This window comes from Bacillus sp. 3a, assembly GCF_017161885.1.
Lineage (GTDB): Bacteria > Bacillota > Bacilli > Bacillales > Bacillaceae > Bacillus > Bacillus safensis.
Genome location: NZ_CP067376.1, coordinates 2,754,257 through 2,767,053, shown reverse-complemented (window position 1 = coordinate 2,767,053; position 12,797 = coordinate 2,754,257). Strand labels below are relative to the sequence as shown.

Genomic DNA, 12,797 nt, shown 5'->3' with positions numbered 1-12,797 from the left:
GAGAGGGTTTTTTTGGCGCCCTGAACACCATATGAAAAACCCCTCATGAGGTGAGGGGTTTTTTCATATGGATATATATAAGTGCAAGGTACATATCATTAGTTTGTATTGACGCGGTCTAAAGCATGACATAAAGGCGATAAGATCTCCTGTTTACTGCGGACATTTCCTTCCACTTTCACGATCACTTTTTCATCATTGACAAGTAAAATAGCCGGCAGTTCATCAACTTCATTTTTCCACCCTTTACGATCTTCTTTCACAATCATTTTTGACATTTCCTTAGGGTATTCATTTTTTAAATCGAGGACTGCATCATAATATGGGCTTTCTTTATCAAGGTTTTCTGCATCAGTAAAAAAGAGAATTCTCGGTTTTTGAATATGACGGACTTGGTCGGTCTGATTCGGTATGATATACGCAAATGAGCATGAACTAAGTACAAAGAGCATGGGGAATATAATGAGAAGTGTCCTCATAAAATTCAATCTATTCACCTCAAAATCATTTGGGGTTGTCCCAACATTTTTAGGAGCTTGTTCCCTGTTAGTCACTCTAGTGTATCATGTCCCTTTTGACAATTTTCGATTGTTACTCAATTGTTACAGAATTGATATGAAGCAAAATACAATTGAAACGTTCCCACAATATGATAAGAAAAAAGCACATATTTATAAAAAATGATTAAATGTGTCATACAATTAACCGTTGACAACTTAAATGTGACATCATATTATAGAAATAAGAAATAGATCAAACGCTTTCAAACTATGAATGAAGAAAAGGGGAATGTACGTGGGTACAATTATTTGTCAAGATTGCAATGAAACCATTGATCAATTTGAAAATGAAAAAGTGACAACGCTATATGGAACGTGTGGTCACTGTCATTGCTGTGATGAAGCCTCTGAATAAATAAAAAAGCATGCAGCTCCATTTGGGGCTGCATGTTTCTTTTTTATAAAATTGGTTTTTGTTCCTTAATCACACGGATCATTTCAAGCGTTGAATCTTCAGGTCCTTGGACAGGAAGACCAATTTCAATATTTTTAAAGATATACGATATATTTTCTTCTGTGATAATTTCACCTGGTATAAAAATCGGAATACCTGGCGGATACACCATCACAAACTCTGCGATAATGCGGCCGACTGCTTCCTTAAATGGAACGACTTCCGTTGTAGCGTAAAAGGCGTCACGCGGCGTCATAGCAAGCGATGGGATCTCAGGCAGCAGCACTTCCGTTACTGCTTGTTTGCCGCTCTCACGAGTAGAGGCTGCGGCAATCTCCTGCATCGCCGTCACGAGCGTATCAATTGTCTCATCTGAATCGCCAGGGGTAACGATACATAAAATGTTGTAAAGGTCAGAGAGCTCTACTTCAATTCGATAGCTTTCTCTCAGCCATTTTTCGACATCATGTCCGTTTAACCCAAGGTCTTTAATGGAGATAATTAATTTCGTTGGGTCATAATCGTAAGTGGAAGCTGAACCGAGTACTTCCTTGCCAATGCAGGTAATGCCTTCAATTTGATTCAAGCGGTCTCTCGCTGATTCAGCCAAACGAATGGATTCTTCAGCTAGTGCCTTTCCTTCAGTGGCTAATCGTTTTCGAGCGACATCAAGTGACGCTAAGAGCAAATAAGAAGTGGACGTTGTCGTCAGCATACTCAAAATCGATTGCACTCGGTCTTTTGAAACAAGCCCTTCCTTCATATTTAAAATAGAGCTCTGCGTAAGAGAGCCGCCGAGTTTATGGACACTTGTTGCTGCCATGTCGGCACCTGCCTGCATCGCAGAGAGGGGAAGCTCATCGTGAAAATGTATATGCACACCGTGTGCTTCATCGACAAGGACAGGCACATCAAATGAATGGGCAATGTCTACGATTGATTTTAAGTCTGCTGAAATACCAAAATACGTTGGATTAATGACAAGCAAACCTTTCGCATCTGGATGCTCAGTGAGCGCCTTTTTGGCTGATTCAGGTGTAATACCGTGAGAGATGCCAAGTTCTTTGTCTATTTCTGGGTGAATAAAAACAGGAACTGCGCCAGAAAATACAATCGCGGACATAATTGATTTATGGACATTACGCGGAACGATGATTTTATCCCCGGGCCCGCATACCGTCATCACCATTGTCATGATAGCGCCGCTTGTGCCTTGAATGGAGAAAAACGTATGATCAGCACCGAAGGCTTCAGCAGCAAGCTCCTGTGCTTCTTTTATCATCCCTCGAGGTGAATGTAAATCATCGAGAGGTTCTATATTAATGAGGTCAATGCTTAATGCATTGTCGCCAATGAATGCTCTAAATTCAGGATCCATTCCGGCTCCTTTTTTATGGCCTGGAATGTGAAATTGGACTGGATTGGTTGCTGCGTGTTTTTTTAGTCCAGTATATAAGGGTGTATCATGTTGTGACAATTGCTTTCCCACCTTCATCGAAATACCTGCTATTATTGTGCCAATTACAGCAGATTTCATTGCATAAAACAAAAGAATTATATTATGAACTGATCGGAATGTAAAGCATAAAATCAATCGGTTTCTGATCAAACAGATGCTATAATAAAAGTTCAAATGAGAAATGAGTGTTAAAGTGAGGGACAAGTAAATGGAATATCAATATCCAATGGATGTCGACTGGACGACAGAGGAAAAAATTGCAGTCATTTCATTTTTTCAGGCTGTTGAAAAAGCATATGAAAAAGGAATTGCGAAGCAGGAGTTATTAGATGCTTATAAACGATTTAAAGAGGTTGTGCCATCAAAAGCAGAGGAAAAAACGCATTGTGCGGCGTTTGAAAAGGGAAGCGGGTATTCCCCTTATCGTGCAGTGAAAACCGCAAGAGAGGCAGAAGAGACAGCCGTTATACGCATGTAAAAAACGAGCCTATAAAGGCTCGTTTCAGCGTGCAGACAAACCCTCGCATTCGGTGTCAGGCCTGCGTGCCGGTGCTCACGAATGTCAAATTCGCTCCGCGCCGGTACTCGTCCTTCCTAGACTTCAAAGGTTTTCTATCACGCTGAAAAAGAAGACAAAGGGCTAAAATCAAAATCATTTTAGCCCTTTGTCAACAATTTGAATCGAGCCTATAAGGGCTCGTTTTTTTATACAGATTCTTTCTGTGTGAAGCGGTATAGATACGTCAGCGTGCGGAAGGCATTTTCGATTTTCGATAGAAATTCTTCATTATTCATTTGAACGACTTCCTCTCTAGGCAGCTGAATGCCGCACAGAAGCTCGGCTTTCTTCACTGTTTGAACACGTTCAAAAAGCGTTTTCAGCTGTTCGGAATCTAGTTCGCTGTGACGCATGACGTCTGGTTTCATATGATCTTTAGACCATACAAAATCTTGCGGTATTTTCTGCTGGATGGTGTCTAGCTCTTTTTCAAATAGCTGGCCGTACTCACCTTTCACTGGAGATTCATAAATGAGCGCAAACCAGACAAAGACATGTGTTTTCCAAAGCCCAATTTGAAAATGAGGGAGCTTTTTATATCCGCGCTTACTGTTTGCAAAAGCAACCCATGTATCATTTGGCGGGTTGACAGATCTTCTAGCATGCTTTGCGACGTGTACAAACATTTCGTCTCCTGTAATAGAAGAAAGAAGTGGTGCAAAATGTTCGCCAAGTGCCTCAAGCTTTGGACGGACTCTTTCTTTTAATACAGTCATTCGTTCATCTAAACCATCAACTGTGAATGTTTCAAAATCTTCATCTCTAAAACGCATTTCACTCATGTTATGCCTCCTGTATCTTTTCGCTGATCATATTTTATCATAGCTTGGGTCAAGCTCAAAAAAAGATGCACCGGCAGATAAAAGGGGCGTGGTGCAGCGTTTAAAACCTTTCATTTTGTGGTACATCATTAATAGGTAAAGACACAATTTTCAGAATGTCGTTGCGGTTATGCGATCGCTTCATACGATATAAGCAAGAACCATTTCTCTTATCGATTGAATTTTTATCAATGAAAACTGACAAGGAATGAATCATTCTCTGGAAGGGGCGTTGACCAATGAAGCAAATCGTGAAGCAGGGCTATAGACAGGAGAAGAAAAATCGCATCGCTGTGTGGAGATTAGAGGTTGATTATGAGCTTTCTACGCTTCATGAAGCCATCGAACAAAAAGATGACATCCAAATCGAACGCAGCAAACGAAAGCTTGAGCGCCTAAGAAAAGAATGGGAGCAGCTTCAAGGGTAAAAACAGCGTGAGGTAAAAACGAACCAATTCATCGGTTCGTTTTTGTATGAAGCTGCTTTTTTCTTGCTTTTACGTACATAATATCAGTATGCTATTACAAATAGGTCCTACATAGAAAAGAGGTTTACAATCTGATGACAAACTGGGTGGAAATTGACCGTCTTGCAAAGCTCTGGGTAAAAGAAGCAGGGAGCCGTATTAAAGAGTCCATGCAGGAAGGTCTATCAATTGAAACAAAATCAAATCCAAATGATCTAGTCACGAATATCGATAAAGAAACAGAACGTTTTTTTATTGAAAAAATACAGTCGACATTTTCAGATCATCACATTTTAGGAGAAGAGGGACAAGGGGAAGAGGTGACCTCACTCGATGGAATTGTGTGGATCATTGATCCGATCGATGGCACAATGAACTTTGTCCATCAAAAACGCAACTTTGCCATTTCAATCGGGATATTTGAAAATGGTGTGGGGAAAATCGGTCTTATTTATGACGTCATTCATGACGAGCTCTACCATGCCATTAAAGGAGAAGGAGCCTATATGAACGATATCCTGCTCCCTCCATTAAAAGATGTGGAGATTGAAAAAGCCATTGTGGGTATTAATCCGACATGGGCGATTGAAAGCCCTTATTTTGACGCCAAACCATTTGCCCGTCTTGTGCGTGACGTGAGAGGGACACGAACGATTGGATCAGCTGCCCTTGAGCTTGCTTATATTGCAAGCGGCAGAAGTGACGCATATGTCACCTTAAGGCTTGCGCCGTGGGATTATGCAGCGGGCTGCGTACTGCTTGATGAAGTAGGGGCCGTTTACTCAAATATTCACGGAGAACGTCTTACGTTCCTAGACAAAAACAGTATAGTGGCTGGAAATCGATCCATTTGTGAAAAAATCTTGCATGATTACATAAAAGGAAGCGGAAATAAAAAATAAACGACATCACTTCATGAGAATGAAGTGATTTTTTGTTTTTCCTGAAACTTTTTGGTAAGGCGGATGTCTATACGAATGAGGCCTTAATTTCATGTAAAGGATTGTGTATCAATGTTTGATTTGTTTAGTGATTTATCGCTCCATTTTGAAAGGTATTTTATTTTAAATGAGTACAGTATCCACATCATTCAATGGTGTGTACTTGGACTATTTGTCCTGTTCGTGACACTCACCATATGGAAAGAAAAGAGGAGTAGTTATGTATTTTATGCTGGAATCGTATTAAGAGTTGTTCTGCTTGGCGGTATGACAGTTGAAATGATCCACCAAGTCCTGTCTAGACAGTATACGATCGAAACATTCGAGGTGCTGACAGATTTCATGCAATTTCTCATTTATGGGTATGTCTTGCTTGCATCACTGTACTATGTGATTACTCTTCCTTATTTAAAAAATAAAGGTATGTTCTTTGTTTTTGATTTATCTGTATTACTTCTACCTTTATGTCAAACAGTGTTTATTGTGTTTGCTGAAAGCAAAAAGTTCTTTCTTAGCGGTGATACGGGGCTAGTATGGAGAGATATGATCACCATTTTGGCTATGGCTTGCTTTGCCGCTTTGCTGTTGCACCTTTTCTTTCGCTTGTTTTGGCACCGAAAGTGGAAGGAATTGCTTTTGTTCTATGGCTTGATTTTCGCAGCCTTGCTTTATATATTTTATCCTTCTATCTCGAAGCATGAGCTCCAATCTACATTTAAATCGATTGTTATTTTAATAGCAGCAGCAGGAAGCTTTATGACGATTGATTTTTTATCTGCTTTACTACGGGACAAGCTGAGATTAAGGCAGTGGGGCGCTGGTTGTATAACTGTCTTTTTTCTGCTGTTACTCAACCCGGTTGTCAATATTCCTCATACCATGTTCCAATTTACCAAAACGGAACTGGTAGATACTTTTTCACAAGAATATCGCCCCTTATCTGAAGCAAGTGCAAAAGCATTCGCTTCAAAATTTGTACCAGAGGATCAATCGCTTTATTTAAATGCTAGTCATCAGCCTATCCCTGATCATTACGTGTTTGCAGATGATCAGTATGAAGTGAATATTTCTCCGTTTACAGGTGAATTAAGCGGATATTCTTATCGAGGTCGTGTAGAGGGAAAGGAGATGACCGATAAAGAATATAGGAAAAAAACCATTGAATTTTTCGAAAGAAGCGGGCGGTCAATCGATCTACAGCGTATTCAATTAGCTGTAAAAAAACAGGACGGTGAGACGAATGTTCTACTTCTGCCAAAAATGTCTCAGAATGAAGAGGACAGTTTAGCGTCTGCCACCTGGAAAAAAGGGACGCTTCGACAAGCGCAATACGTAAACGCCATCTTTCAATTAAAGGATATTGACGGAATCCATTTAACAGAAACGGAGATAAAAAACAGGATCAACAGTATTTATAAACACTTAAACCTCAAGCCGCCAGCTTATCAAATCACAGGCATTGATGAATTTTATTTTAATTGGCAGCATGAAGTGAGGGTTACAACAAAAGATCAATCGGAGTTTCTGTTTAATGGCTCAACAAAAGAAGTTATCAGCTTTAAGCTGTCAAAAGCGATTCTTCAACAGAAAAAAGGGAACGTTAGCGATGAAGATTTGTTAAAAATCATAGGGAAAAAACCAAAAGACATAAGAAAAGAAACAGGCACTAGTGAAAGCAAACAATTTACATTTAACCACTCATCTCATGTCGTCAATCTGTTTAAAGGGGATGATGGAATTGAGTTGAGAGTACAATCAGATTCTTCAATCCCGCATGCAGTATCTAATCAAGATCGGGAGGAAGTCTATCAGCAAGTACTTAAAAGGTATAAACCATCTACGATCTATAAAAAACAAATAAAACCTGTGAAGATGATCGACAAAGAAGGGAACATCGACATTTCGTGGCTTGTCATCATACAAACCTTCGGATCAAATGAGCATAAAATCTATGAAGTGAATGGACGAACAAAAGAGGTGCATCGTTTTGACAGATAAAGAAAAACAAGCCATCTTTCAAGACTTATATGAACTGTATCAAGAAGGGGATCTGGGAGCCGAGGCAGCGAGCTGGATGAAGGCACACGAGCAGCAATTTCAGCATGTGGACGCGGGTAAAAAGCAGTCATCAGCACCGATGGAAGGTCAGAATGACTATGACGAGTTAAAACGTATGAAAGGGTTTATTTACTCATTATATTTCTTTTTTATCGTTTTATCGATTTGGATGACTGTGTGGTTTTATTTTTGATGTCCAGACCAGCAGAACAAATTGAAAAAATCTATGAAGAATATTTTCAGGAAATCACTAAATATTTATATCGCCGGACGGGAAATATGGAAACAGCCAAGGACCTTGCACAGGACGTATTTATGAAGGCACTGCATGGATTGTCCTCCTTTAAGGGACATTCTAGTATGAAAACATGGCTTTATACCATTGCTTATCACACATTTGTGAATGATTATCGCCGAAAAGTAAAATGGACTTTTACAAACGTAGAGGAAATAGATTTCTTAGAGCAGCAGTCGTTCACGACACCAGAAGATCACATTGAAAAACAAGCTGATATAGAAAGGCTGTGGCATCATATTTATCAGCTGAAGGATTCCTACCGGGAGGTCCTTATTTTAAGAGATATTCAAGAATTGTCATATGAAGAAGTAGCTGAAATTTTGAATTGGACTTTATCTAAAGTCAAAACAACCCTTCATCGAGCCAGATTAGAGCTGAAGCGAATGCTACATTGTGAGGAGTTCAATAAATGAGCTGTTATTTGATTGAAGAATTGTTACCACTTTATATAGAGGGGGACACAAGTGCAGAAACAAATAAAATTGTTGCAGAGCACTTACAATCCTGCGAGAGCTGCCAACACCTTTATCACGAAATGAAAGAGCCAATAACTTTTATACAAACTCCTGATCTCATGCCATATATAGATGAAAAGGAAGAAAGAAGAAAATTCGAAAAGCGCTACTATGGCAAGCTGTTATATCGAGCAAGTATCGCGTTTTGTATAGGATATGTCGTGATGATCATTCTTTATTGGCTGAAATAAAAAACCCCCACCTGGTTTATCCAGTTGGGGGTTTTTTCTAGATTAGCTTAATTTTTCTTTCGCAATTTGAACTGCATCATAGAACGTTTTCAATTGCTCTTGAGGAATTTTCTTAAGCATTTGGTTGAAAACAAGTAATTCAGTAGAGCTGAATCCAAGACCTTTTGCAATTTTTGAATCAATCACAACGTTTCCTTTTTTGTCTAGAACAAGGGCATCACCAGCAAGATCAGCAATTCTGATCACTGATTTGAAAAGCTTTTCGAATTTAGCCGCTTCTTCTTTTGTAAGACCAAGTTCAACAGCTTTTGCTGCATCAAAAACCAATTTCCCTTTTTCGTTTTTAGTGATGCTTTCACTGAAAACGATTGTAAGAACAGCTGCGCGATCTAAGAATTTCTCAGCAGTCGCCGCTTCTTCTTCAGTTAGTCCGAGCTCAACAGCTTTTTTCACATCAAATGTGTAGTTGTTGTCTTCCTCAACAAATGAATTGATGAGAATGTTGATGACACGCTCGTTTTTCTCCAATAATTCTTTAATGATTTGCTGCTGTTCAAAAGGAATTCCTTTGAAAGTTGCAGCGCTTGCTTGCCCAGGAGCTACTGTTGTGAAAGTAAGAATGATAGCTAAAGCGAAAAATACAACAGAGCTGAGCGATTTGCTCAAAAACTTCTTCATGCTTCTTTTCTCTCCCTTTTCTGTTAAATTTTGTTGCAAGAAAAGCATACCATGAGAAACTTTGTGGAAGAATAGGAAAATTGTAACTTTCTGTTTGATTTTGGAGAACTATAAAAGTTCTTGTCGAAAAATGGAGGGGTTCAGATTGCTTACTTTTGTCAATTCTTCAAGATACGTTCTGTTTGCAAAATGGAGCTTTCATAGGTGATTTGTCTTGTTTTTACTCAAAATAAAAAGCCTTCTACATATAGAATGTAAAAGGCTTTTCACTAATTTTATGATTGCACGTTTAATTTTCTTTTTAATGTAAATCCTGTACCCATGAAAATCATGGCGAACACGATACTTAAACATATGCCCAGTATGTTTTTTTCAGCAAGAGATACCCCAATAAACGCCATACTGACAACTGCAAGTAATGCACATAATAATAGAAGCCATTTGATTTGTTTCATTTGTCTCCATCCCTTTTTTTAGAGTTAATATAAGTTTACAGAAAAACGATCGGCATTTAAAGGGGATTGTGATATAATATGAAAGTTATCTAATTATTTTAGGAGATGAAAATGTGAAACTTCGAAAAGACCTTCGCAACATCGCAATTATTGCCCACGTTGACCATGGTAAAACGACGCTTGTTGACCAATTGCTCCATCAAGCTGGTACTTTCCGTGCGAATGAAAATATCGCTGAGAGAGCCATGGATTCAAATGATTTAGAGCGAGAGCGCGGTATTACGATTTTAGCTAAAAATACTGCGATAAATTATAAAGATACACGCATTAATATTTTAGATACACCAGGACACGCCGATTTCGGTGGTGAAGTTGAGCGTATCATGAAAATGGTAGATGGTGTACTCCTTGTTGTGGATGCTTATGAAGGCTGTATGCCTCAAACACGCTTTGTGCTGAAAAAAGCACTTGAGCAAAACTTAACACCAATCGTTGTCGTCAATAAAATTGACCGCGACTTTGCTCGTCCGGCTGAAGTGGTCGATGAAGTGATTGACTTGTTCATTGAATTGGATGCAACAGAAGAACAGCTTGAGTTCCCAGTTGTCTATGCATCAGCAATCAATGGTACAGCAAGTAACGATGCGAGCAAGCAAGATGAAAACATGGAATCATTGTTTGAAGCCATTGTGAACCATATTCCTTGCCCAGTTGATAACCATGAAGAGCCGCTTCAATTCCAAGTGGCACTACTTGATTACAATGATTATGTTGGCAGAATTGGAATTGGCCGTGTATTCAGAGGAACAATGCAAGTAGGACAGCAGGTAGCCTTGATGAAAGTCGACGGCACTGTGAAACAATTCCGCGTGACAAAGATCTTTGGTTTCCAAGGGTTAAAACGAGTGGAAATCAACGAAGCGAAAGCGGGAGATCTTGTCGCTGTATCTGGAATGGAAGACATCAACGTAGGTGAAACGGTTTGTCCGGTAGAACACCAAGAAGCACTTCCAATCCTTCGTATTGATGAGCCGACACTTCAAATGACGTTTGTTGTAAACAACAGCCCATTTGCAGGCCGTGAAGGAAAATACGTGACATCACGTAAAATCGAAGAGCGTTTAGAGCAGCAGCTTCAAACAGACGTCAGTCTTCGTGTAGATCCAACTGATTCACCTGATGCTTGGGTTGTTTCTGGACGCGGAGAGCTTCACTTATCCATTCTCATTGAGAATATGAGACGTGAAGGTTTTGAATTACAAGTATCGAAGCCAGAAGTTATTGTAAAAGAAGTTGATGGTGTTCGATGTGAGCCTGTAGAGCGCGTTCAAATTGATGTACCAGAAGAGCATACTGGCTCTGTTATGGAATCAATGGGTGCAAGAAAAGGTGAAATGATTGACATGATCAACAATGGTAACGGTCAAGTTCGCCTGATCTTTACAGTGCCATCACGTGGTTTAATTGGATATACAACTGAATTTCTTTCATTAACTCGTGGTTTTGGTATTTTGAACCATACGTTTGACAGCTACCAGCCAATGCAGTCTGGTCAAGTTGGCGGACGCCGTCAAGGTGTACTTGTTTCAATGGAAACAGGTAAAGCGACTGCTTACGGAATCCAAGGTGTTGAAGAGCGCGGTGTGATCTTCGTTGAGCCAGGTACTGAAGTATACCAAGGGATGATTGTTGGGGAGCATAACCGTGAGAACGACCTTGTTGTAAACGTAAGCCGTATGAAACAACAAACAAACGTACGTTCAGCGACGAAAGATCAAACAGTTAGCATGAAAAAACCTCGCATTATGTCACTTGAGGAATCTCTTGAGTACTTGAATGAAGACGAATACTGTGAGGTTACACCTGAATCCATTCGTCTTAGAAAGAAAATTTTAGACAAAAACGAACGAGAGAAAGCAGCGAAGAAGAAAAAGCTAGCAGGATTATCTTAATTCCATGAAGAATTAAAAAGATAGAACCCTGAAAGATAAGGGGAGGGAATCTTTTTGAATGATCAGGAAGTAAGTGAAAATCTATCCTTTTTCGCGATGCTGTTTCGTGTCGATGAAAATCCGCAAACAGGGATGTGGCTCCTATATGGCACCATCCTTGTTTTAGCGATTATTGTTTTTAAGCTCGGCTTTGCAAGACGTTTACCGATTTTAAAAGCGCTCGTGATTTATTTGTTTTTGATTTTTGGCTGCACGTTTCTCACATTTCTAGGTATCTTCCTGCCAGTAGCGGAAGGACTGGTTGTGGCAGCTGCCATTTTGATTATTTATAAAATACGGCTGCATCGTGCGAAAAAAGAAGGAACAGTCAATACGTAAAAAAAGACCTGAACATGTGTCAGGTCTTTTTTTATGTCTTTTGTTCTTTCTTTCCTTTTTTCTTCTTTTTCTCTTTCGTCGCAGGATCCTGATAAAGAGAGAATCTGCCAGTTTTGATGCGAGCTTCAGTCTTTATTTTAATGCGTTCTTGGCAGTCATCGCACATATATGTATGAATAGGCCGGTTTCTTAACCGTTTAGCAACAAGTGTATCATCATCAATGGTTTCAAGCTTTTCACATAATGAGCACTTCACTCTCATCATTTTCACCTCACTTTATTGCATTTATTATAGCATGTTTTCCAGCTACTTAAAATCAGCGTAGAAAAAGGCTTATATCACAGGAGATATAAGCCGTTCTCATTAGTTCTTCTGATTCATATGATGGTTTGATTGGTCGTTTTGATTTTTTTCTAACTGCTTTTGATCCTGTTCTTTGAGCTGATTATTCGGATCATTTGTCGGATCCTTTTCGTTACGGTCGATCTCATTTCTCGGCATCTCTGGCATCACGCGGCCGACAATGGCAGCCAGTTCATCCATAATACCGCTTACCGGACGGCCTGCTTGGATTTCTTTGCCCATTTCTTTTAATCGGCTGACTGTATCCGGATCAGCAACCACAACAGCATTTGCGCCTTCCGGGTCATTTCTCAGCGCTTTTGCAACTGAATATTTAATGGTTTCTACTTTGCTTCTATCTAAATCATCTTTTACATCAATACCAACAACAGCATAACGGCCGATGACGATTGCCGTTGCATCATTGACATCTGCTACGTGCTCTGTCACATTGACAAGATGCTGCGCAACATCTGTGGATGGGCGGGCTTGATTGGTCTCTTTCTTGGATGAGTCAGACACCCTTACTAAGTGCTGGCGTCCATCTTGCTTGTCCAGCGCTTCTGGCTTTTCCTGCTGCTGGCAAGCGCCTAACAGAATGATCGATTGAATCATGAATAATGTTAAAAATAGTCGCATTTATATTCCCTCCTTCACAAACTGCATGATTTATTTTATTGTTGAATTAACCTTCTAACTTTATTCATGAAAACATATATTTTAACAAT

General features: G+C 39.6%; 17 protein-coding genes. 10 read left to right on the top strand and 7 right to left on the bottom strand.

Going from position 1 to position 12,797, the window contains the following annotated elements; translation table 11 throughout:
* Positions 1-98: 98 nt before the first annotated feature.
* The gene (locus tag JJ692_RS14030; protein WP_223250976.1) at positions 99-479 is read right to left on the bottom strand and encodes a hypothetical protein; all 381 of its coding nucleotides are present in this window, start codon (positions 477-479) and stop codon (positions 99-101) included.
* Between the two features lie 316 nt (positions 480-795).
* Here JJ692_RS14030 and JJ692_RS14025 point away from each other — a divergent pair, with 316 nt between their 5' ends.
* Positions 796-915: a GapA-binding peptide SR1P gene (locus JJ692_RS14025; protein ID WP_003212464.1), complete on the top strand. Its 120-nt coding sequence runs from the start codon at positions 796-798 to the stop codon at positions 913-915.
* Between the two features lie 43 nt (positions 916-958).
* Here the strand turns inward: JJ692_RS14025 and JJ692_RS14020 are convergent, their stop codons facing one another.
* Positions 959-2,431: an aminotransferase class I/II-fold pyridoxal phosphate-dependent enzyme gene (locus JJ692_RS14020; RefSeq protein ID WP_103132241.1), complete on the bottom strand. Its 1,473-nt coding sequence runs from the start codon at positions 2,429-2,431 to the stop codon at positions 959-961.
* A gap of 190 nt (positions 2,432-2,621) precedes the next feature.
* Between JJ692_RS14020 and JJ692_RS14015 the strand changes: the two genes are divergently transcribed.
* Positions 2,622-2,891, top strand: coding sequence for a UPF0223 family protein (locus JJ692_RS14015; RefSeq protein WP_034281639.1), 270 nt, complete (start codon positions 2,622-2,624; stop codon positions 2,889-2,891).
* 227 nt (positions 2,892-3,118) lie between these two features.
* On the opposite strand, the gene JJ692_RS14010 is transcribed toward JJ692_RS14015, so the two are convergent.
* Complete coding sequence (locus JJ692_RS14010) at positions 3,119-3,754, bottom strand: DUF1054 domain-containing protein (RefSeq protein WP_024426894.1); 636 nt, start codon at positions 3,752-3,754, stop codon at positions 3,119-3,121.
* 278 nt (positions 3,755-4,032) lie between these two features.
* Here JJ692_RS14010 and JJ692_RS14005 point away from each other — a divergent pair, with 278 nt between their 5' ends.
* The 6 genes from JJ692_RS14005 (at position 4,033) to JJ692_RS13980 (ending at position 8,263) form a co-directional block, all read left to right on the top strand.
* The gene (locus JJ692_RS14005; protein WP_024424761.1) at positions 4,033-4,221 is read left to right on the top strand and encodes a hypothetical protein; all 189 of its coding nucleotides are present in this window, start codon (positions 4,033-4,035) and stop codon (positions 4,219-4,221) included.
* A 134-nt stretch (positions 4,222-4,355) separates the two neighbouring features.
* Positions 4,356-5,162, top strand: a complete 807-nt coding sequence (locus JJ692_RS14000) for an inositol monophosphatase family protein (RefSeq protein WP_044334009.1) — start codon at positions 4,356-4,358, stop codon at positions 5,160-5,162.
* A 111-nt stretch (positions 5,163-5,273) separates the two neighbouring features.
* Positions 5,274-7,199 (top strand): hypothetical protein, encoded by a 1,926-nt coding sequence (locus tag JJ692_RS13995; RefSeq protein WP_206533886.1) that lies wholly within the window; start codon positions 5,274-5,276, stop codon positions 7,197-7,199.
* The gene (locus JJ692_RS13990) at positions 7,189-7,452 is read left to right on the top strand and encodes a hypothetical protein (RefSeq protein ID WP_044334013.1); all 264 of its coding nucleotides are present in this window, start codon (positions 7,189-7,191) and stop codon (positions 7,450-7,452) included. Before JJ692_RS13995 ends, JJ692_RS13990 begins: the two co-directional genes overlap by 11 nt.
* Positions 7,452-7,970 (top strand): sigma-70 family RNA polymerase sigma factor, encoded by a 519-nt coding sequence (locus JJ692_RS13985; RefSeq protein ID WP_044334033.1) that lies wholly within the window; start codon positions 7,452-7,454, stop codon positions 7,968-7,970. The genes JJ692_RS13990 and JJ692_RS13985 overlap by 1 nt, the downstream gene beginning before the upstream one ends.
* On the top strand, positions 7,967-8,263 hold the full coding sequence (locus tag JJ692_RS13980; RefSeq protein WP_044334015.1) for an anti-sigma factor family protein: 297 nt from the start codon (positions 7,967-7,969) through the stop codon (positions 8,261-8,263). Before JJ692_RS13985 ends, JJ692_RS13980 begins: the two co-directional genes overlap by 4 nt.
* A 42-nt stretch (positions 8,264-8,305) precedes the next feature.
* Here the strand turns inward: JJ692_RS13980 and JJ692_RS13975 are convergent, their stop codons facing one another.
* Positions 8,306-8,941 (bottom strand): hypothetical protein, encoded by a 636-nt coding sequence (locus JJ692_RS13975; RefSeq protein ID WP_024424766.1) that lies wholly within the window; start codon positions 8,939-8,941, stop codon positions 8,306-8,308.
* A gap of 275 nt (positions 8,942-9,216) precedes the next feature.
* Entirely contained in the window at positions 9,217-9,396 is a 180-nt protein-coding gene (locus tag JJ692_RS13970; RefSeq protein ID WP_024424767.1) for a DUF5325 family protein, read from the bottom strand.
* Positions 9,397-9,509: 113 nt separating this feature from the next.
* On the opposite strand from JJ692_RS13970, the gene typA reads away from it, so the two are divergent.
* Positions 9,510-11,348 (top strand): translational GTPase TypA, encoded by a 1,839-nt coding sequence (typA, locus tag JJ692_RS13965; protein WP_024424768.1) that lies wholly within the window; start codon positions 9,510-9,512, stop codon positions 11,346-11,348.
* Between the two features lie 96 nt (positions 11,349-11,444).
* A complete protein-coding gene (locus JJ692_RS13960) occupies positions 11,445-11,726 on the top strand; it encodes a YlaH-like family protein (RefSeq protein ID WP_044334035.1) in 282 nt (93 codons plus the stop codon).
* A gap of 31 nt (positions 11,727-11,757) precedes the next feature.
* On the opposite strand, the gene JJ692_RS13955 is transcribed toward JJ692_RS13960, so the two are convergent.
* The gene (locus JJ692_RS13955; RefSeq protein WP_024424769.1) at positions 11,758-11,988 is read right to left on the bottom strand and encodes a YlaI family protein; all 231 of its coding nucleotides are present in this window, start codon (positions 11,986-11,988) and stop codon (positions 11,758-11,760) included.
* Positions 11,989-12,090: 102 nt separating this feature from the next.
* Positions 12,091-12,708: a YhcN/YlaJ family sporulation lipoprotein gene (locus JJ692_RS13950; RefSeq protein WP_133743858.1), complete on the bottom strand. Its 618-nt coding sequence runs from the start codon at positions 12,706-12,708 to the stop codon at positions 12,091-12,093.
* Between the last annotated feature and the right edge of the window lie 89 nt (positions 12,709-12,797).